The sequence below is a fragment of the Coriobacteriia bacterium genome (assembly GCA_018368455.1).
GTDB lineage: Bacteria > Actinomycetota > Coriobacteriia > Coriobacteriales > UMGS124 > JAGZEG01.
Genome location: JAGZEG010000014.1, coordinates 61,523 through 82,678 on the forward strand (window position 1 = coordinate 61,523; position 21,156 = coordinate 82,678).

Annotated in this window: 18 protein-coding genes and 1 rRNA gene; all 19 read right to left on the reverse strand. The window is 66.5% G+C overall.

The window, feature by feature from the left end; all coding sequences use genetic code 11:
- Positions 1-14: 14 nt before the first annotated feature.
- The 19 genes from KHZ24_09595 to rrf all read right to left on the reverse strand — a co-directional run bounded on the left by KHZ24_09595 (position 15) and on the right by rrf (position 21,024).
- Positions 15-1,343, reverse strand: coding sequence for a homoserine dehydrogenase (locus KHZ24_09595; protein ID MBS5451441.1), 1,329 nt, complete (start codon positions 1,341-1,343; stop codon positions 15-17).
- Between the two features lie 64 nt (positions 1,344-1,407).
- Positions 1,408-3,231: an arginine--tRNA ligase gene (locus tag KHZ24_09600; GenBank protein ID MBS5451442.1), complete on the reverse strand. Its 1,824-nt coding sequence runs from the start codon at positions 3,229-3,231 to the stop codon at positions 1,408-1,410.
- A gap of 268 nt (positions 3,232-3,499) precedes the next feature.
- On the reverse strand, positions 3,500-5,008 hold the full coding sequence (locus KHZ24_09605; GenBank protein MBS5451443.1) for a nicotinate phosphoribosyltransferase: 1,509 nt from the start codon (positions 5,006-5,008) through the stop codon (positions 3,500-3,502).
- Positions 5,009-5,128: 120 nt separating this feature from the next.
- Positions 5,129-5,560: a hypothetical protein gene (locus KHZ24_09610; protein ID MBS5451444.1), complete on the reverse strand. Its 432-nt coding sequence runs from the start codon at positions 5,558-5,560 to the stop codon at positions 5,129-5,131.
- 118 nt (positions 5,561-5,678) lie between these two features.
- Complete coding sequence (locus KHZ24_09615) at positions 5,679-7,604, reverse strand: beta-lactamase family protein (protein MBS5451445.1); 1,926 nt, start codon at positions 7,602-7,604, stop codon at positions 5,679-5,681.
- Positions 7,594-8,640 (reverse strand): radical SAM protein, encoded by a 1,047-nt coding sequence (locus KHZ24_09620; protein ID MBS5451446.1) that lies wholly within the window; start codon positions 8,638-8,640, stop codon positions 7,594-7,596. Before KHZ24_09620 ends, KHZ24_09615 begins: the two co-directional genes overlap by 11 nt.
- A complete protein-coding gene (locus KHZ24_09625; protein MBS5451447.1) occupies positions 8,600-9,340 on the reverse strand; it encodes a glutamine amidotransferase in 741 nt (246 codons plus the stop codon). Before KHZ24_09625 ends, KHZ24_09620 begins: the two co-directional genes overlap by 41 nt.
- Before the next feature lie 38 nt (positions 9,341-9,378).
- Entirely contained in the window at positions 9,379-10,674 is a 1,296-nt protein-coding gene (locus tag KHZ24_09630; GenBank protein ID MBS5451448.1) for a DUF1727 domain-containing protein, read from the reverse strand.
- Positions 10,675-10,724: 50 nt separating this feature from the next.
- Positions 10,725-12,734: an Asp23/Gls24 family envelope stress response protein gene (locus KHZ24_09635; GenBank protein MBS5451449.1), complete on the reverse strand. Its 2,010-nt coding sequence runs from the start codon at positions 12,732-12,734 to the stop codon at positions 10,725-10,727.
- A gap of 149 nt (positions 12,735-12,883) precedes the next feature.
- Positions 12,884-13,873, reverse strand: a complete 990-nt coding sequence (locus KHZ24_09640) for a hypothetical protein (GenBank protein ID MBS5451450.1) — start codon at positions 13,871-13,873, stop codon at positions 12,884-12,886.
- 225 nt (positions 13,874-14,098) lie between these two features.
- Positions 14,099-14,899 (reverse strand): YebC/PmpR family DNA-binding transcriptional regulator, encoded by an 801-nt coding sequence (locus KHZ24_09645; GenBank protein ID MBS5451451.1) that lies wholly within the window; start codon positions 14,897-14,899, stop codon positions 14,099-14,101.
- 175 nt (positions 14,900-15,074) lie between these two features.
- Positions 15,075-15,893, reverse strand: a complete 819-nt coding sequence (locus tag KHZ24_09650) for a prolipoprotein diacylglyceryl transferase (protein ID MBS5451452.1) — start codon at positions 15,891-15,893, stop codon at positions 15,075-15,077.
- 44 nt (positions 15,894-15,937) lie between these two features.
- Positions 15,938-16,330, reverse strand: a complete 393-nt coding sequence (locus KHZ24_09655; protein ID MBS5451453.1) for a hypothetical protein — start codon at positions 16,328-16,330, stop codon at positions 15,938-15,940.
- The gene (locus KHZ24_09660) at positions 16,327-16,896 is read right to left on the reverse strand and encodes a dCTP deaminase (GenBank protein MBS5451454.1); all 570 of its coding nucleotides are present in this window, start codon (positions 16,894-16,896) and stop codon (positions 16,327-16,329) included. Before KHZ24_09660 ends, KHZ24_09655 begins: the two co-directional genes overlap by 4 nt.
- Before the next feature lie 24 nt (positions 16,897-16,920).
- A complete protein-coding gene (locus KHZ24_09665; GenBank protein MBS5451455.1) occupies positions 16,921-17,166 on the reverse strand; it encodes a NifU family protein in 246 nt (81 codons plus the stop codon).
- 126 nt (positions 17,167-17,292) lie between these two features.
- Entirely contained in the window at positions 17,293-18,588 is a 1,296-nt protein-coding gene (locus tag KHZ24_09670) for a hypothetical protein (GenBank protein ID MBS5451456.1), read from the reverse strand.
- A 16-nt stretch (positions 18,589-18,604) separates the two neighbouring features.
- Positions 18,605-19,327: a response regulator transcription factor gene (locus KHZ24_09675; GenBank protein ID MBS5451457.1), complete on the reverse strand. Its 723-nt coding sequence runs from the start codon at positions 19,325-19,327 to the stop codon at positions 18,605-18,607.
- Positions 19,328-19,510: 183 nt separating this feature from the next.
- Positions 19,511-20,668, reverse strand: coding sequence for an ammonia-forming cytochrome c nitrite reductase subunit c552 (locus KHZ24_09680; protein MBS5451458.1), 1,158 nt, complete (start codon positions 20,666-20,668; stop codon positions 19,511-19,513).
- A gap of 239 nt (positions 20,669-20,907) precedes the next feature.
- Positions 20,908-21,024, reverse strand: a 5S ribosomal RNA gene (gene rrf, locus KHZ24_09685).
- Positions 21,025-21,156 lie beyond the last annotated feature (132 nt).

Here is a 21,156-nt window from a genome sequence, read left to right on the forward strand (position 1 = left end):
AATCCTTTCTCGACCTACGCCATGGCGTCGCGGCGCCACGCCTCCGTGTCCTCGACGCGAATGACGGACGCCACACGCTCGACACCGGCCAGCGCCCGCACCTTCTCGAGCGCCGCGCTCACGTCGCGCTCCTGCGCCGAGTGCGTCACGACGACGAGCGAGGCAGGCTGGCCCTCGGCCGGCGTCGGCTGGCTCACCTGCTCGAGCGAGACGCCCGCCTCGGCGAAGATCGTGGCCACCTGGCCGAGGATGCCCGCGCGATCCTCGAAGTCCAGGCGCACGTAGTACTTCTCGTGCAGGCTCGCGACATCGCGGATGGCCTCGATGCGCTTGAACGGCTCGGCCTCAGGCAGCAGGGCGCCCCCGCGCGCAATGGGCGTCGCCAGCTCCAGTACGTCGCCCATGACGGCGCTCGCCGTCGGGAACGCTCCGGCGCCCGGGCCAAAGAACATCGTCTCACCCACGGCGTCGCCGACAACGTACACGGCGTTGAACACGCCGTCGACGCTGGCGAGCTGGTGGTCGCGCGCGATCATGGCCGGGTGCACGCGCACGTCGAGGCCTTCCGGCGTCTGGCGCGCCACGCCGAGCAGCTTGATGGCGTAGCCGAACTCGCGGGCGTAGCGCACGTCGTCCGCCGTGATGTTGCGGATGCCCTCAATGACGGACACGTCGTCCATCGTGACGCGTGTGTTGAAGCCGATCGTCGCCAGGATGGCGATCTTGGCGGCCGCGTCCAGGCCATCGACGTCGGCCGTCGGGTCGGCCTCGGCATAGCCCAGGCGCTGGGCGTCGGCCAGCACCTCGTCAAACGACAGCCCCTCGCGCTCCATGCGCGTCAGCATGTAGTTTGTCGTGCCGTTGACGATGCCAGCGATCGTCAGGATGCGGTTGCCGGCCAGCGCGTGCTCAAGTGACTCGACGATGGGGATGCCACCCGCGACGGCGGCCTCGCACTTGAGCTGCACGCCGTGGTCGTGCGCCATGCCAGCCAGGTTGCCCATCTCGTGCGAGAGCGTGGCCTTGTTCGCCGTCACGACGTGCTTGCCCGCCGCAAAGGCCGCCTGGTGGATCTCGAAGCAGGGGTGCATGCCGCCCACGAGCTCGACGACGATGTCGACTGCCGGGTCGGCAACGACGTAGTGCCAGTCCGTCGTGAACACGCCGGGCTCGAGGCCCAGCTCGTCGGCGTGGCGCGCGCTGCGGGCGCACGCGCGCTGCAGGTGCAGGTCGACGCTGTAAGACTCGACGTAGCGGTCGTGGTTGCGCTGCAGCAGGCGAACGAAGCCGCCGCCGACGGTACCCAGACCGATGAGGCCGATGTTGACGGTACGCTGAGCCATGGGGCCCTCTTTCTCTCAGGTGCTCGAACGTGCGGGTGGGCGACAGCGCCCGCGCCGGAGGATCCTACATGCGCTGCGGCGCGCTGACGCCGACGAGGCCCAGTGCCAGCTCGAGCGTGCGGCGGGAGGCGTCGCAGGCGGCGAGGCGCGCCTTGCTGAGCGCGGCGTCATCGGTGAGCACGTGGCAGTTGTGGTAGAAGGCGTGGAACGCCGCCGCGAGGTCCGTGGCGTAGTGCGTCAGGCGGAACGGCGCCATGTCGGCCGCGCAGCCCGCCACGACGTCGCCGAAGCCAGCGATGTGACGCGCGAGGGCCAGCTCGGAGGGGTCCGTGAGCAGCGAGAGGTCCGCGTCGTCGCCGATGAGCTCCGCGGCCAGCGCGTCCATGTCGAGCTCGCCGGCCTCGTCGTCGCGCCCGGCCGCCTTGCGCAGGATGGAGCAGATGCGCGCGTGGGCGTACTGCACGTAGTACACGGGGTTGTCCGCGCTCTGGCGCGTGGCGACCTCGATGTCGAAGTCGATGGTCTGGTCGCTGGAGCGCGACAGCAGGATGAAGCGCGTCGCGTCGGCGCCGACCTCCTCGAGCAGCTCCTCGAACGTCACCATCGTGCCCTTGCGCTTGCTCATGCGCACCGGCACGCCGCCACGCAGCAGGTTGACGAGCTGGCCGAGCAGGACGTCGAGCTTGCCTTCGTGGCCGATGGCCGACACGAGCGCCTGCATGCGCGGCACGTAGCCGTGGTGGTCAGCGCCCCAGATGTCGATGCAGCGGTCGAAGCCGCGCGAGAACTTGTTGGCGTGGTAGGCGCAGTCGGCCGCGAAGTACGTGTAGGCGCCGTTCGCCTTGACGAGCACGCGGTCTTTGTCGTCGCCGAAGTCCGTCGAGCGGAACCACAGCGCGTCGTCCTTGTCGTAGAGGCGCCCCTCGTCGCGCAGCGTGTCGAACACGCGCGTGATGGCCGTGGCGCCGCCCTCGTCGGCAGCGTGCAGCGTACGCTCGGAGAACCACACGTCGAAGTGCGTGCCGCAACGCTCGAGAACGTCCTTGATGTTGGCGAGCATGAGCGCATAGCCCTGCTCGCGGAACTCATGCGTGCGCTCGGCGGCGTCGCGCTGCAGCCAGGACGAGCCGTCGGCGTCATAGAAGTGACGGGCGATGTCGATGATGTAGCCGCCACCGTACGAGTCGGGCCCGAGCTCGCCGGCGAAGTCGGCCGTGAGCGGGTGCGTCTCGGGACGCTCGTTGTCCGGGTCATCGAGTGCAGCCTCGCGGTCGGCCTCGAGCGCGGCACAGGCCTCATCGGCCGTCTTGCCGCCGGCCACGAGCTCGCACAGCTGGCGGTAGCGTTTCTCGATGGAGCGGGCGAACACGTCCATCTGGCTGCCAGCGTCGTTGATGTAGAACTCGCGCGTCACGTTCCAGCCGGCATGCTCGAGCACGCGGCACAGCGAGTCGCCTAGGGCGGCCCAGCGGCCGTGGCCGACATGCATGGGGCCCACAGGGTTCGCGGAGACGAACTCGACGTTGACGGAGCGTCCTCGGCCGGCGTCGGAGCGGCCGAAGTCGGCACCCTCGCGACGGACCTGGCCGAACACGCCGCTGACGGCGCCCGGCACGAGGCGGATGTTCAGGAAGCCGGGGCCCGCCACCTCGACGCCCGCGACGCAGGGATCCTCCGGCAGGTGAGCCACGATGGCCGCGGCGACGTCGCGCGGGGCGCGGTGGGCTGCCTTGGCGCAGCGCATGGCGACCGTCGACGTCCAGTCGCCGTTGGCCGGGTCGGCCGGTCGGGCGATGCCCAGGTCGGGCGCGTCGATCTCGGGAAGCTCGCCTGCGGCGGCAGCGGCGGACAGCGCGGCTCGCACGAGGCCCGCGATGCGGGCGCGCATGCCGGCGTCGTCGAAGGCCTGCGAATCGACGGCGCGGGCGCCGCTCTGCTGGTCAGTCGTGGGGCAGCTCATGGGTGGGGACGGCCTTTCTCCTCGGCGTGTCGGGTCTGTGGCAGGCAGACAACCGGCACGCACACGCGTCGATGGCGTGGTGCTAGACATATGCCGGCTATTGTACGCGCGAGCAACCCCATAAAGACGGTGGGGCGCCCCCATCGCACGCAAAGCAGACGGGGGCGCCCCACAACGAAAGGCTGTCTGTGGCTTCCTAGCGCCACGTGCGGCCGCCGGCGGCCTGGCGCGCCTCGGCGATCATGCGGCCGCGCAGCTCGGCGAGACCGCGCTCGATGCCCACGGGGTAGACCTGCGGGTTGAGGAAGCGCTTGCACGAGGGGCTCAGCGCCGCCAGCGACGCGCGCGCTCGGTCCCGCGACGCCTCCAGCCCGTCCCACGCCCCCGCGACCGGCTCGCCGTCGCGCACGAGCGTCACGAGCATGCGCCTCTCCTCGAGGCCCTCGAGCTCGCTTGTCAACAGAGGGTCGTTAACGTCGACGATGCTGGCCGGCGCGCCAAGCGGGTAGTCCTGCTCGCAGATCATGTCGGCGACGGGGTGTCCGTCGGCGGCGAAGAAGCGGCGCACGTCCTGGATGCCGGGAATCGTGCGCTTGTACACCTGCTCACTCACCTTGATGACGGGCTGCCACGGCTCGTCGCGCGACGCGCGCTTCGCCGACATCTTGTAGACGCCCGCGAGGAACGGCTGGCCGGCGCAGGTCGTCAGCTTCGTGCCGACGCCGAACGCGTCGACGGCGGCGCCCTGCGACAGCAGCGACTGGATGAGGTCCTCGTCCAGGTCGTTTGAGAGCACGATCTTGACGTCGGGCAGCCCGGCCTCGTCAAGCATGGCGCGGGCGCGCTTCGACAGCGCGCACAGGTCGCCCGAGTCGATGCGGATGGAGCTCAGGTGCTCGCCGCGCGCCTCCATCTCGTGGCCGACCGTGATGGCGTTGCGCACGCCGGTCACGACGTCGTATGTGTCAACGAGCAGCGCGCAGTTCTTGGGGTTGGCCTGCGCATAGGCGCGAAACGCCGTCAGTTCGTCGGGAAAGGCCATGACCCAGGCGTGCGCGTGCGTGCCCGACACCGGCACGCCAAAGCGGCTGCCCGCCAGCACGTTGGACGTCGACGAGCACCCGCCGACATACGTGGCGCGCGAGGCCGACAGGCCTCCGTCGGGTCCCTGGGCTCGGCGCAGGCCGAACTCAGCGACGGGGCGCCCGTCGGCGGCCAGGCAGACGCGGGCGGCCTTCGTGGCGACGAGCGTCTGGAAGTTCACGAGGTTGAGCAGCGGCGCCTCGATGAGCTGGCAGTCGATGAGCGGGCCCATGACGCGCACAACGGGTTCGTGCGGAAACGCGAGCTCTCCCTCGGGCAGCGCGTCGATCGTCAGGCGCGGGCGCCAGTCGGCCAGCCAGTCGAGGAAGTCGCCACCAAACATGGGGCCGCCGCCAGGGGCTTGCAGCGAGCGCAGGTACGCGATGTCCTCGGCAGAGTAGCGGAAGCGCTCGACCATCTCAGGCAGCTGGCCCGTGCCGCATACGAGCGTGAAGCCGCCGTGGTAGGGATTCTCGCGGAAAAACGCCGTGAAGCAGGCCTCGCCGCCCGCCATGCCGTTTCGCCAGTAGCCCTCGGCCATCGTGATCTCGTACAGGTCGGTCAGCAGGCCGATCGTCGACGAGCCGTTCGGTGCGTACCCGGTCGCGGTCTGCGATGCCATCTCACTCGCGCCAGTCATCAAGCGGTGCCTCCTCAGCACGTTCTTCACCATATGCAAGCGCCCGGCGACCGACCAGCAGGTTCGGTCACCGGGCGTGAAGCGAGCTATCTCGTTCAGGCGCTACGCAGCGTCGGATGCCAGAGAACCGTCTGCCGCCTGTGATGCAACAACGCCGTCGCCAGCCGGTGCCGTCCCGTCATCGGCCGCGCTCTTGCCTGCCGTGTTGAACCAGATGAGGTAGCCAACGAGCAACACGGCCATGACGGCGAACACGGCGAGCACGATCTTTTGCTTTGCCGGCATGGGCGGCACGTCGTCAGCCGAGTAGTCGGGATGCTCCCGCGCCTTCTCGCGCTCCGCCTTCTTGCGTGCTTTCTCGGCATAGTACTCGGCGTCTTCCTTGGCATACTTCTGTGCCTTGCGCAGACGCTCGAGCTCATCGCGCTGCTGCTGCGCGGCTGCAGCCTGCTGGAGCTTGGCCTGCTGGGCGCGCAGTGCCTCGAGTTCCTCGCGCTCCTCGTCGCTCAGCGGCGTGCTGTCGTTGCTGCTCATGGAAACAGGCCCTCCTCTGGGGACATGTCATGCGCCGGCCACCCGTGCCGCGCGCCTCCGGCCCGCACCCAGGCGGGTCTTGCGGGATTATACCCAGTCGAGCCCCACGGCCCGTCGTCTATGGCAGCATCTCCCAATACACGAAGTTGAGCACCATGACGACGCTGGACGCGCCGACGAGGGCGCAGCCCAGCAGGCGCCGCGGCTCGCGGAACGTCCCTCGCCAGCGCGTCACGACGAGCCACAGCAGCAGCGCGAGCGCCACGACGACGTACACGAGGCTCAGCACGCGCGTCACGACGAGCGACAGCAGCACGCGCTCCGCACCGGGGCCGAGAAGGATCGTGAGCACCCAGATGGCCGCCGCCGACGTCATGAGGGAGAGAACGACGCACACGACCTGCGTCACGTTGCGCCGGCCCCGCATGCGCGCCCGCACGGCGCCCGCAAGGGCGATCGTGGCGTACCCCCCGCACACGAGCAAGGCGACGGCACCACCGACAAGCAGCGTGACCTCGAGCGTCAGCGTCGAGAGCGGCAGCGCGTACGCGTCGCTTGTCACCTGGGAAAACTCGCGGCCGCTCGCGACGCCTACGTAGAAGCGGTACAGGGCGTTCCACGCGTCCGTCCCGCCATCGCGAGCGACAACGCCGGAGCCCAGTGCGTCGGTGTCCTCGAGGTTGATGAAAACCGTCCCATCAGAGCGCGCGTCGACGAGCGTGCGCTGAAAGACGCTCAGGATCTTCGTGATGCCGTGGGCGGGATGGCTCGCGACCTCGTAGATGCCGCTCCATGCCGACAGGTCGCGCTCCTCCCCCTCGGCAGCGTCGCCGTCAGAGGCAGGGACGTTCGCCTCGAGCCCGTCGCCGACGCCAAACGCACGCCGCACGGCCGTCAGCGCCTCATCCTGCACGGAGGAGCGTGCTGCCAGCACGACGACGGCAACGCCACTCGCCGGCTCGACAAACGCGACGGACGTGTAACCCGACGAGCTGCCGGCGATACCGTACACGCCCGGAGCGCCGGGCAGAGCGAACAGGCCGTGCGCGATGCGCTCGACGCCGCTGCTCGGATAGGTGCGCGTCACGGACAGGAGCTCCGCGCCCGTCGCAGGGTCCTCGAACAGCGCAGAGGCGCCATCGCCCCCCAGCAGCGCAAGCTCGAAGCGGGCAAGGTCGTCAGCCGTGCCCAGGCACGTCAGTGCCGGCCGCCCCGTGACGCCGACGAGCGACTCCTCGAGGAGGTCGGGTGTCGACACGAGGCGGCTGCCCAGCGCAGCGGTGCGTGCGTCCGCCGAGCGTGCCATGCGCGAGGGACGACCGCCCGCCTTGACGGCGGTGTCGCTGAGCTCCAGCACGTCGAATATGTGCTCCTGCACGTATGAGCAGATGTCCTCGCCGCTCGCCTGCTCGACAGCCGCAGCGGCGAGCGCCACGTTGTACGGCGAGTATGCGACAAGCTCGCCGATGTCGAACGCCCCCTGCACGTCGAAGCCCGCGAGCAGCGCGGCGATGGACGACGAGCCGATGTCCTCGGCCTCTGTCGTGCCCATGGCTGGGCTCACGTTGAGGCCCGTCGCGTGGTTCATGAGGTCGAGCAGAGTCAGCGATCCATAGCCCTGCGGCAGCGTCACGCCGTCGGGCAGGCGCGAGGAGACGGCGTCTTCCAGGCGCAGTTCCCCCTGCTCGACAAGCTGCATGACAGCGACCCACACGAGCTCGTCTGAGACGTGGCCCCACGAGAACACGGCGTCGCCTGTCGTGGGCGTCGCACCGTCCGTCGTGCCGTACAGCCGTTGCTCCACAACGCCGCCCGCGTCCGCCACGATGACGGTTGCGGGGGCGTCGTCCCCCCGCTCCGCCATGATGTCGTCGAGGGCGACCGCGAGCTCGGACGGCGCGTCACTGTCATCGGGGCCGCTCGCCTCTGACGCGCTCGCCGTCGCGGCGCAGAGAGGCCCCGCGAGAACGGCGCACGTCAGCAACAGGCAGGCAAGCACTACTGCCGCCAGCACGACCGCCGTGTGGCCCGTGCTACGCGCCATGGCGCTCACCGCTTTCGGCCCCCTGGCCCTCCCCCAGCTCGGGACCGGCGACGCCCGTCGCGTCGAACTCCGGCACGAAGCTCTCGGACACCGTACCGCCCTGCTGCCACCACATCGTCTCGAAGCCCAGCTCGTCGGCATGGTCGAGCACGGCCTCGTACTCGTCATCGCTCACGGGACGGCCGAGCTCGGGGTGGCCCGCGACGCCCTGGGGGCCGCACTGCGGCGTGTACTGGTTCATGACGGACAGGTCGACGCGGTTGCCCAGGCGCGCCCACAGGGCGTCGAGCACGGCGCACGAGTCGTCGGCGTGGCCAGGCAGCACGAGGTGCCGCACGATGACGCCCCGCTCCATGATGCCGTCGTCATCAACAAGCCGTCCTCCCGCCGCCTCGACGTGCTCGACCATGCGCTCGATGGCGTCGAGGGCCACGGCAGGGTAATCGGGCGCGAGCGAGAGGCTGCGAGCCAAGCCGGAAGAGGCGTACTTAAGATCGGGCAGCCAGACGTTCACGACGTCGGCAAGGGCGTCGACGACATGCGGCAGCTCGTAACCTGCCGTGTTGTAGACGACAGGCAGCTTCAGACCGGCGGCGCGCGCCTGCAGCACGGCGACGCGAACCTGCGGCGCGTAGTGCGTCGCCGTCACGAGGTTGATGTTGTGCGCGCCCTGCCCCTGCAGCTCGAGCATCATCTGCGCCAGGCGCCCCACACTCACCGACAGGCCGAAGCCTCCCGCAGATATGGAGCCGTTCTGGCAGAAGACGCAGCCCAACGGGCAGTGCGAGAAGAAGATGGCGCCCGATCCGCGCTCCCCGGACAGCGGGGGCTCCTCCCAGAAGTGCAGGGCAGCACGCGCGACGTACACCTGGGCGTCGGCACGGCAGCGGCCGAGCTGGCCCGCCAGCCTGTCGACGCCGCAGCGACGGGGACACAGCTCGCAGTGCGCATAAGCGTCGGGCCAGTCGAGGACGCCCACATGCTCGGCCGCCACGCTATGCCTCGTTCCTGCGCAGGCGCTCGCACATGACGTCATTTGCCGCGAGCTCGGCCGCGTCGTCGAGCGTCGGCAGCGTCACGGCCGTGCCCAGGCGACGTTCAAGGGCGCGCGCGATGAGCCAGTCCGCCACGCCGGGGTTCTTGGGCAGCAGCGGGCCGTGGATGTACGTGCCCACGACGTTGCGCCACAGGCAGCCCTCCTGCCCGGACGCCCCGTCGTTGCCGAAGCCCTTGAGCACGCGCCCGAGCGGCTGCACGCCGGCGCCCAGGTGCGTGCGCCCGCCATGGTTCTCGTAGCCCACGATGGGACGGTCCTGCAGCTCGCTCTCGATCATGACGTTGCCGATGAGGCGGGGCGTCCCGCGGTCCGTGTAGAGGTCGACGAGAGAGAGCCCCTCGACCTTCTCGTCGCCCATGAGGTAGCTGTGGCCGAGCAGCTGGTAGCCGCCGCACACCGCAAGCAGCACGCCGTCGTCGGCCACGTAGGAGCGCAGCTCGTCGCCCACGGCGTGCAGCTGGTCGCACACGATCTTCTGCTCGCGGTCGCTGCCGCCGCCGATGAACGCGATGTCGACGTTGGCGAACGACGGGCGCTCACCGAAGTGCACGGGCAGCACCTCGACGTCAATGCCGCGCCAGACGCAGCGCTTGCGCAGCGTGATGATGTTGCCGCCGTCGCCATACAGGTTGAGCAGCTCCGGGAAGAGGTGCGCGATGCGCAGCGTCGTGCGCGGCAGTCCCGCGTCGACGGCACCGCCCCTCAGCGTCTGCGCGCTCACAGGCTCTCCCCCATTCCTTCGAGCTCGGCCTTGGCGGGCCACAGCGCCGAGTAGTTCGTCAGCACGTAGAGGCGCACGTCCGACGGCAGGTCCTCCGTCGCGGCAATGACCTCGGCGACCGTATCTGCCAGCTCAGCATGCACATCGGCATACTTGAGGCGTACCTGCATGTCGTTGGCGCGGTGCCCGCCCACGAACACGCGCAGCGGTCGAGCCTGCGCCATGCGCTCGAAGTCGACGTCCCACAGCCACGACACGTCCTTGCCGTCGTTGTAGTTGTCGTTGATGCACACGTAGACGGCCTTGGGCGCATCGTCCGCCAGCAGCAGCGCCATGTTCTGGTTGAAGCCCGTCGGGTTCTTGGCCAGATTGAGCGTCACGCGCCGCCCGTTGACGTCAAAACGTTGCAGGCGACCGTTCTCGGGGTGGTACGTGTCGAGCACGCCCTGGAACTGCGCATCGCTCACGCCAGCGAGGCGGGCAGCGGCCCAGGCAGCCAGCAAGTTGTACACCATATAAGTGCCACCCCAGCGCGCCGTGAGGCGCACGGGTGCTCCGTCGGGGCCACAGGCGTCAAACGAGACGCCGTCCTCGCTCACCTGCACGCTCGTCGCACGGAAGTCGAGGTGGGGACGGCCGAAGCCGCACGTCCCACTCGTGCACGCATAGGCGCCGAGGTGGCCGTAGGCTCGATAGGCGTAGCGCAACGGCGCGCCACACACCTGGCAGAACGCCCCGCCCGTCACGCGGTCGGACGGAAGATGCAGGTCCTCGTCGATGCCGAACGCCAGTGTCGTCGACCCGGCGGCGCGGGCGCGCGACGCGACGCCCTCGCACAGCGGATCGTCGCCGTTGTAGATCAGCGTCGTCTGGGGCGAGCCCGCAAGAGCTCGTACGATGACGTCCTGCACTCGGTCGAGCTCGCCGCAGCGATCAAGCTGATCACGGAACAGGTTGAGCAGCACAAGGTAGCGCGGCTTCAGCTCGGGGACGATGCGCACTGTTGAAAGCTCGTCGTTTTCGAACACGCCCCAGTCCGCCGAGCTGCCCGGCAAGAGTGCCGTGGCGACGCCCGACTCCATGTTCGCGCCGGCGCGGTTGCACAGCACGCTAGCGCCGCTCGCCTCGACGGCCTGGGCCAGCACGTTGTTCGTCGTCGTCTTGCCGTTCGTGCCGCACACAACGATGGAGCCCTTGCCCAGCTTGGGCGCGAGCCCCGCGATGAGGTGCGGGTCGAGCCCGAGCGCCACGCGCCCGGGCAGCGTCGTGGCGCTGCGGCCCAAGGCGCGCATCGCGCCGGCGCAGGCGAGCGCGACGACGCGCGCAGTGCCCGTCCTTACGCTCACAGGCCGTACACCGCCTGATACTTGTTCACGAGATAGTCCACGTAGTGAGACGCGTCGAACGGCGCTCCGCACGCGGCCTCGATGAGCTCCGCAGGGTCCTTGGCGCTGCCGTGGCGCCAAATGCGCTCGCGCAGCCAGGCATTGATGGGACGCAGGTCACCGGCGGCCTCTGCGGCATCGACGTCGACCTGCGTGCGCATGACGTCCATGAGCTGGGCGGCGTAGGCGCTGCCGATGGCATAGGACGGGAAGTAGGCGAACGAGCCGCCCGACCAGTGCGTGTCCTGCAGGATGCCGTGCGCGTCGTCGGGCACGTCAACGCCCAGATAGCGCTTCATGAGCTCGTTCCACAGCGCCGGCGCGTCGTGCGCCGTGCACGTGCCGTCGAACAGGGCCTTCTCGACCTCGAAGCGCACAAGAATGTGCAGCGGGTACGTGAGCTCGTCGGCCTCCGTGCGGATGAGCGAGCACTCGCTGCGGCAGACGGCCTCGTACAGGGCATGCGCGTCCACGTCGTCAAACGTACCCGGGCAACACTGCTGCATGACGGGCAGCAGCGCCGCGCAGAACGCTTCGGAACGTGCCACGACGTTCTCCATGAAGCGCGACTGGCTCTCGTGCACGCCCATGGACACACCGCCGCGCAGGCACGTGTAGTCATACGCGGGGTCGATACCCTGCTCGTACAGGGCGTGGCCGCCCTCGTGGATCATGGAGAACACGGCCGACGCCACGTTGTTCTCGAAGAAGTGGTTCGCGATGCGCACGTCACCGTGGGAGAAGCCGTCCGTGAACGGGTGCTCCGTCTCGCCCATAGCCAGGGCGTCGGTGTCGAGCCCCATCATCGGCGCGATGCGCTGGCACAGCTCTCGCTGCTGGTCCAGCGGGACGGGACGGTGCAGGAAGCTATCGTCCGGTTGCCAGCCCTTGGCCTGGATAGCCTCGACGACGGGCACGATACCGGCCTGCACCTGCGCGAAGAACGACTCGACTGCCGCACGGTCCATACCGCGCTCGTACTGGTCAAGCCACACATCGTACGGGTCGCGATCCGAATCGAGGTAAGCCGCCTGGCGCTTGAGCGAGTCGACGATGCGCTCGACGTAGGGCTCGAACAGGGAGTAGTCGCTCGCTGCCTTGGCGCGCTTCCACACGTCAACGGCCTCAGTCGTCAGCTTAGAGAACGCCGCGCACTCCTGAGCCGGGATGCGCCCCATCTCGTCGACGTCGCGGCGGTAGACACGCAGCTCGGCGCTGTGCAGCTCGTCGAGCTCGTCGGAACGACGCGCCAGCTCGCCCACGAGGGCGACAGCCTGCGGACCGAACGCTGCCTCGTGCTCTCTGCCGGCAAGTTCTCCGATGGCCTCGCTGCGGGCGGCGACGCCCTTTTCCGGCCCGACGGTCTCGCCGTCGTAGGAGATGACCTGCTGGGCGTACTGATAGGAGAAGACGCCACGCTGTAGGTCGTCGAAGCGCTCGACGAGTTCGGCCGTCGGAACGTCGGCGAGAGTCGCCTCGTCGTCGCCGTCCTTCCCCTTCTCAGCGCGGTCGCGGTCCTTCGTCTTCTTGTCGGGACGACGGCCGCCATCAAGCTCCTCGCGCGTCATGACGTTGACAACGCGCACGTTGACTGCGTTCACGCGCAGGCCCGTCATGTCGGTGATCTTCTCCGTGATGCGGTCGTGCAGCTCGGAGAAGATCTTCTTGGCCGACTTACCGTACTCCATGATGATGGAAACGTTGACGGTGCAGGCGTCGTCGCCCACCATCTCGACCTGCACGCCCTTCGTGATGTCCGTACCGCCGAAGCCCTCCTGGATGGATGTCAGGAAGTTGCCCTTCATCTGCAGGATGCCGTCGACGGAGCGGCAGGTGATGGCAACGATCTTCTCGACGACGTCGGAGTCGATGGCGAGCGTGCTCGTGTCGTCGCCCTTGTCGCCGAGGGGCTCTATGTCGTTCGTCACGTCCTCGTTGCGGCCGTTCATCAGCTCGTTGTCCGCCATGGCAGCGGCTCCCTTCGCATGGGCCCCTTCTCAGCGGTGCCCGGTCAGCTGCGGTCGAAAAAGGCCGGCCTCACGCTCTGCGCGCGGGCCGGTCGCATGGCTCGGCGGGGCAGACGCGCCCGCACCGCGCTCCGTTCGTGCGTATGATACTAGAGCGTCGCGCCCTTGCCAGACGAGGGAGTCTCATCCGTGGAGGGCTCATCGGCGCCGCAGTTCACGCGATCGTCATCGCGCGCCGTGTCGCCCGAGAACACCCACGTCGCCTTGTCCGGCTCGTCGGTACCGTGCGGCTCGACATCCACCGGATCGGCGGGAGCGTCGGGCACGACCTCGGCCCTCGTCTCCACAACGTCCTCCGCGTCGAGGCGGCTGCGCAGCCCCGAGGCCTTCGCCCGAGCGCGATCCCACAGCGACGGCTTCTTCTCGGCCGCGGCCGTAGACGCAGGCTCTGTCGCCGGCTGCCATGTGTCGCTATCTGCCGGAACGGCCGGCTCGCTGACGTCGGCGCGCGGAGTAGCAGGCGTCTCGGGGGCAGCGGCCTGTGCGGCAACGGGCGAAGCCGCGACAGAAACGGGCTCATATGCCTCGGAACCAGCGCTCATCGCCTCCCCGTGGCGGCGCGGTTCGACGAAGTTCACGGACACGTAGCGTACCTCGTGCTCCGTAAACGCCTCGAGCGCGCGCTTTGTGATGTCCTGGATGCGACTTGCCAGCGCCATGAGCGAACCGGTGCCCAGCGGCGTGACCGTGACGCGCGCGTAGATGAGCGCCGAGTCGCCGCGCGGGACGACGTCGACGTCCAGGCCCTGCAGCGTCACGTCGCCCACCTGCTCGAGCGCGCGGCTCGCTGTCGAAACGAGGGCGCTCTTCTCGATGAAGATCTCCCCCGCCTCAGTCGCACGCAACCGCGCCGTCGCGCGCGTGATGGACACGACGAGGGCAACGCCGGTGTACGCCACAAGGCCGACGAGGTCGATGAGCAGAGCGAGGATGAGCAGCACGGCAAGCGGCGCGCAGCCGTGCAGGAACGACATCATCGCGCTGCCGCCCGGCAGCACAAGCGCGAGCGTGAACAGGACGATGACGACAAGCGAGCAGACGAGATAGGCGATCATGAACACGCGCTTGAATGTGCTCATAGCAGCTCCTTTGGCCATAGACGCACCGACATCGAAGCAGGTCACCGCTTTCCACATGGCTCTCTGGCAGAGCAAGCGGACAATGAACCCGTGCATGAGTCCATTGTACCCCGCCTGTCGCACGAAACGCCCGCCTTCACGAGAGCTTGCCCGTCTTCTAACGAAAACGGGGCGCCGCCCCCATGGACAGCGCCCCGTCAGCAGCACCCCTGTGTGGAGACAGCCTTACTCGTCGGCCTCGAGAGCCTCGGCGATCTCGTCGGTCATGTCCATCGTGTGATAGACGTTCTGCACGTCATCGAGCTCCTCGAGGCGGTCGATGAGGCGCATGACCTTCTTGGCGTCGGCGGGCGTCACGCTCGTCGGCGTCGTGGGAACCATCGTGAGCTCGGAGCCCTTGACCTCGATGCCCTGAGCCTCCAGGCCCTTCTGGACATCCTGCATCTTGTCGTAGGCCGTCCAGACCGTCCACGAGTCCTCGTTGTCCTCGTAGTCCTCGGCACCGGCCTCGGCGACGGCGAGCATGAACTCGTCCTCGTCGTTGGCGTTCACGCGGTCGGCGACCTTCTTGTCATCGGACTTAATGATCTTCTCGACGACGATCTCGCCCTTGCGCTCGAACTGGAACGCAACAGAGCCGGTCGTGCCGAGCGAGCCGCCCGCATGCGTGAACGCGGAGCGAACGTCAGCGGCGGTGCGGTTCTTGTTGTCCGTCAGGCAATCGACGTACACGGCCACGCCTGCCGGACCATAGCCCTCGTACGTGACCTCGGAGAAGTTCGCGGCATCGGAGCCGGAGCCGGACGCCTTCTTGATGGCGGCGTCGATCTTGTCCTTGGGCATCGAGTTGAGGCGAGCCTTCTCGACGGCGGCCGCAAGGGCAAAGTTGTTCTCGGGGTTGGGATCGCCACCGGTGCGCGCGGCAACGGTGATGATGCGCGAGAGCTTCGAGAACAGGGCCGAGCGCTTCGCATCCTGGGCGAACTTGCGATGCTTGGTGGTAGCCCACTTGGAGTGTCCGGACATGCAATGCTCCTTAAGAAACTGAGTCCTTCATGATGACGCGGCGTATTGCTGCTCTTCGGCACGGCTCCGTCGCGCCCCGCAGCATACCGAACGCACTTTACCAAAACGAACGCCCCGAGCGCGCGCGTATAGAGACGTTTTCTCGGATTTCGGGACTCCGCCACACAAGCTGTGGCTACCTCGGCGTCGGCGTCAGCGACTGTGGTCGCGCCCGTCTGTGTGCCACGACGAGAATGGCGATGCCGGCAGCAACGAGGGGCAGGCTGAGGAGCTGGCCCATCGTGATCGGCCCCAGCAGATATCCGAGCTGGGCGTCGGGAACGCGCACGAACTCGATGAGGAAGCGAAACGTGCCGTAGAGCGTCAGAAACGTCCCGATGAACGTCCCCTGTGGCCTCGGCGGGACGCGCCGCGCCAGCACGATGAGCACGACGAAGATGACGATCCCCTCGAGAACCGCCTCGTACAGCTGGGAGGGGTGTCGCATGACGCCGCCACCGGACGGGAACGCTACCGCCCACGGCACGTCGGTCGGCTTACCCCACAGCTCCCCGTTCACAAAGTTCGCGAGACGCCCGAAGAACAGGCCGAGCGGCGCCCCGATGGAGGCGAGGTCGGCCATCGTCACGAACGACAGCCGCAGCGCCCGGCAGGCGATGTACCCGCCAACGAGTGCGCCCACGAGCCCACCGTGGAACGACATGCCCCCCTCGACGAACATGAGGATGTGCCCCGGGTGCGCAAGGTAGTACGGCAGGTTATAGAAGAGCACGTAGAACAGACGCGCGCCGACGATGACGCCAAAGGCCACACCGACGACGACCATCAGCACGTCATCGCCACGCAGCTTGAGCTTCCAGTGACGGCTGACGAGATAGAGAACGAGGCCTGCGCAGAAGAAGCCGGCGAGGTAGGCAAGCCCATACCAGCGCACGGCAAACGGACCCACCGTGAAGGCGATGGGATCGAGCGATTGGAAGATATCGTTGAGCACGGTGAGGGTTCCTCTCAGCTTCCTACCGTCAGCTTCCCCGGAGACTAGAAGAAGTGAACCGTCACGCGGCCGTCCTCGCCCGTCGCGCGATCAGGCAGCTCGTGTGCAACCGAGCCGTCGGCTCCGACGCGCGGCCCGTACGTCAGGAAGTGTTCGCAGACCTGGCACGCCTTCTTGAGCGCAGCCGTGCGATCGACCGTCACGTCGAGCAGAAGATCGACAGAGGTTGCCACCTTGTGCCAGGGACGGGGGCAGCGCGCGGCGTACACACAGTCGATAGGACACGGCGAGTAGCAGTCCTCGCGAGCGTGGGGGCACTCCTCGATCATAGGGTCGGCCAGGCCGCGAACGCCCGAGCAGCCGCGCACCTCCCAGCAGCGCACCGACGCCTCGCGATCCGTTGGGGAAGCGGAGCACGCCTCTACAGCATCCCTCATGCCGACACCTCTCTCGTAAGCAAGCGGGACGGGGTGGCACCAACCTGGCCCTGGTAGTGGCTCCCGAGCTCAGGCGAGCCATAGGGCACGTCGACAGGCGTGGACATGTACGTGAACGAGATCTGGCCGATGCGCATGCCCGGATAGAGCAGGATGGGCAGATTGGCAACGTTGGCGAGCTCGAGCGTGAGGAAGCCGTCCCAACCCGGGTCGACATATCCGGCAGTCGAGTGAATCATGAGACCGAGGCGACCAAGCGTCGACTTGCCTTCGAGACGCCCGACGATGTTGTCGGGAATGGAGACGCGCTCGAGCGTCGTACCCAGGGCGAACTCGCCCGGGTGCAGCACGAACGATCCGCCCTCAGCGATGGCGACGTGCTTCGTGTAGTCCATGCCCTGAGCAAGCGGGTCAATAAAGGGGTGCTGCGAGTACTCGAACACGCGAAAATCGCTGCCAAGGCGCAGATCAACGCTCGACGGTTGGACAAACGACGCCTCAAAGGGATCGATGACGATACGCCCGGAAGCGATCTCCTCTTTGATGGAGTGGTCGGAAAGAACCATGGGGAGCACCTCCTTGGGAGAGCGCTAGATGGCCTGAACGCGCGTAATGCCCGGGACGCGCTCCTTAAGGATGCGCTCGACACCCATGGAGAGGTCGTAGTCGGACATGGAGCAGCCGGCGCACGCCCCTGTAAGTTCGACGGACACGACGCCGTCGTCATCAACACCGATGAGCTCGATGTCACCGCCGTCAGCCTGCAGCGCCTCGGCCATGACCTCGATGATCTGGGCGACTTTCTCCTTGTCGATGGCGACCTTTTCTTCAGCCATGTTCAGCTCCCCTACTCATAAGCGATCGGAATGTGAGGGCCTGGTACATCCTCCGGACTGTAGCATACCCCGCACCCTCGCCTTCGAACGAACCGGGGAGGGATGCCATAAAACGACAAGGCGGCGCTACGCAGTGTGCAGCGGCAGCAGAACACGCACAGTCGTCCCCTCGCCCGGCTTGCTTACAATCTCGATGCGGCCACCGTGACGCTCGACGATCCACTGCGCGATGGGCAAACCCAGCCCCGTACCCTGCGGATTTGCGTCGCGCGCCTCATCGGCTCGATAGAAGCGGTCGAACACGTGGGCGATAGTCTGGGCGTCCATGCCCATGCCAGTGTCGCAGACCGTGAGCACCACGTGCTTCCCCACGGGCCGGCAGTCGACAGAGACTTCTCCCCCGCTCGGCGTATAGTGGATCGCGTTTTCGATGAACACGGTGGTCATCTCCTCGAGACGATCCTGGTCCCCGAGCACGAGGGCGCCCCGGTCCGTGCCGATCTCAAGACGCACGCCCTTTTTCGCAGCAAGCTGGCCAAGATCCTCATAGAGCTGTTCAGCTACGTCTCCCAGGTCGACAACCGTATCCATGTGGTCGGCTATCCCGTCCTCAACCTGCGTCAGCGTCAGGAGGTCGCCGAGCGTGTTGCGCATCTTGCCAGCGTTCTCGAGCGTCGCCTCAAGCGCCGAAGCCTCGTCAGCCACACGGTGCTCGGGATGGCGCAGCACCATCTCCACGTTGGCAAGGATGACGGCGAGCGGCGTCTTGAGCTTGTGCGACGCGTCTGCCGAGAACTGGCGCTGACGCTCCCAGGCGTCGCGCAGGGGCACGACGGAGCGCCGCGCCATGAAGTAGCCGATCGGGGCGATCGCCACAAGGCTGACAAGGTAGGCGATAATGCTCATCTCCCCCAGCGTCGCGCTGAGATCCGTCTCCGTCGAGATGTCACGCAGGAGCAGCAGGCCCCTTGCGTGATAGAGCTCGTCGCCCTCGTGTATGTCTACGTCTTCTCGTTCGTAGTGGACGCGGTAGACGCGGCCGTCGATCGTGACGCTCGAATCGCCGGGCGTCACCTCGCGCGCCAGCAACGTTGCGAGATCTGCCGGAGGGATGTCGTCGGTCGGGTGCAGGTTGAGAAACGTGCCGTCGTCGAGCTCTATATACACGACCGGGATGAACGACGTCGACAGCCCGTACGTGTGCCCATCTGAAGAGCGGTGCTCGTTGACGAACGTCTCGACCTGATAGCGCGAGCGCGCGTCGATGTGCGCGTTGCTATACGTGCGCGACCACACGTTGAGCAGAAGGACGAAGGCCAGTAGCACGACGGCCATAATGAGGAAACTGAATACCGCGAACTTGCGCACCGTCCGTCGAACAAGAGCTTCGGTGGCGCTTTGCTGTGCATCAGAGCCCATCATGTGCCCCCGTGATTCCTCAGCTCGTCGCAAACTTGTAGCCCACGCGCCATACCGTCAGGAGATACCGGGGCTCGGAGGGGACAGGCTCGATCTTCTCGCGGATCTTGCGCACGAACACCGTAACGCTCCGCAGGTCCATGCCCGCAGTCTCGCCCCATATGTGCTCGAGAATCTGCTCGCGCGTGAACACCTTTCCCGCAGAGGAGGCGAGCAGCGCGACAATCTCGAACTCCTTGGACGTCAGCTTTGCCGGACGTCCGTCTACGAGCACCTCATAGCCGTCAAAGTCGATCTCAAGTTCACCTATGTGCATGTGCCCCTGAGAAACCCTGGGCAAAGTTTCACAAGGCAAGGTCGCGACAGCTCCTCCCTCGCCTGCGCCACTACGCCTGAGCAGCGCCTCAACACGCAGGGAGAGCTCAAGCGGACTGAATGGCTTTGTGAGGTAATCGTCGCAGCCCGAGCGAAACCCGACGCTTTTGTCGACAATGTCCCCCTTCGCCGAAAGGAAGATGACCGGAGTGCGAACGCCACGTTTGCGCAGGCGCTGGCACACTTCAAAGCCGTCCACACCCGGCATGGCAATGTCCAGGATAACGAGGTCGGGCCTCTCCTTGTCAAACAGGCTAAGAGCCTCAGCCCCATCCGAAGCACTGCAAAACGCATAGCCGTCCTCGACCATGACCCGCTCAACGACGGCACGCAGATCGGCGTCATCGTCAGCAAACATGACCTTCATGGCCCTCTCCCCTTCGTGCGAATACCGTGGCGCATTATGGGAAAGGGTAGCGGTTATGTCACGCGCCGTCCATCGCATCGCATGCCTTTCGGTAGCGCAAGGGGCCGAAAGCAGACAGACGAGCCTGCCGGTCTGCAAGCTCGCCTGCCATAGGAGATCAATCTAAAGATGGGCTAGCGTTCGCTAGGCGAGAAGGTCGATGCCCTGTTGGGCCAGCCCCTCGGCCTCGGCAACAAGCTCATGAAGCTCAACGGGGTCGTGGGCAACCTTGATACCAATGGCCTTCGAACCACCGACATAGCTCAGATCGAAAGACGCACGCGAGTACAGGTCACGCGCCTGGTCAAGCTCCTCAGACTCAGTTCCAGCCGCCGTTGCCTCCTCGAGCAGAGCACCAAGCTCGTCGATACGGCTCTGCGCCTGCGCGCCCGCATCCGAGAGCTCCTTCTGAGCCTGGAGCACGAAGTCGCGCATCCCGGCGGCGTCCTCGACTCCCTGGGCGCTGTGGCACGATAGGCAGGTCTCGAGCGCGTCTACGCTCTCGAGCACAGACCCGGAGGAATTGTGACTCGTGAACTCAGCGCCCGTCTCATTGATGACGGTAGGCATGTGACAGTCAACGCAGGTCAGACCAAGGTCGGCGTGTGTGCTCTGATAGAAGACCTCAATGTCGGGATGGCCAGCAGAAGCCGTCGTAACGCCCTTGGCCTCGTCAAACTTGCCCTTCTCGACCAAGCGCTCCCCATGGTTGACCTCAACGCCAAGTCCATCGGTATACGCACGATGGCACTGACCACACAACAGGGTCTCAAGAGGAATGTCATCCTCGTTAGCAGCGAGCTTTTCCCACTTGGGATTGAAAGAAGCAAGGCCAACACGAAGCTCAAGCGACTCAGGATCCTCGTGACAGACCGTGCAATCCCAGAACGACTCAATGTCACCTGCCATGTCGCGCAGCGGGGTGCCAGCCTCATACTTCTGCGAGAGATCGTTGTACGCCGTCGTCTTGCAGGAGACGCAGGAGAGATCGGCGTGGTCGAGAAGCAGCATGTTGCTCAGCATGTTGTAGTGACCTGCACGCTTGTTGGCATCGACATCCCAGCCTGTCGTCGCAAACGAAGCGTACTCGTCAGGGTGAGCAACCTTCCACTCGTTCATCGAGATGGTCGTGCCAGGCGTTGCACCTTCGAACGTCGAAGAAGCCTTCGAGGACTGTGATGCAGCCACATCGGCAGCCTTGGAATCATCGCTTGCCACTGCGACAACGGAGCCGCAAGCCAGAGCGATCATAGAGGCCGCAATGGCCGATGAGACCAACGCCATACCCTTACGCTTGAGCATTTTCCAAACCCCTTCCTCCCTGATTCGCCCGCTCCCTGCAGACGAAAACCCGGGAACCGCTCCCGAGTCCATCACGAATCTGAAAGAAAGTTTAAAGTGGAAATAAGGGCACATCGATACCTATGAAGTTGGGTCATTCTTAAGTATTTATTACTGAGATATTACCCGCAAAGCGATTAAAAAACAAAAAACCCGCCAACCACAGCAGGTCGGCGGGTAAAAGAAAAGCATACTGCACGAGCTGGCGACGCCCTACTCTTCCACGGCCCTGCGGCCGCAGTACTCTCGGCACTCATGGGCTTAACTTCCGGGTTCGGTACGGGACCGGGTGTGCCCCCATGGCCAAAATCGCCAGCTCGAGCAATATGCTCATTTCAAAGGCCCTCTCGCAAGCGCCTCGCGCGAGCCGGCGGCGCCCTACCCTCCCGCGGCCCTGCGGCCGCAGTACTCTCGGCGCCCACGGGCTTAACTTCCGGGTTCGGTACGGG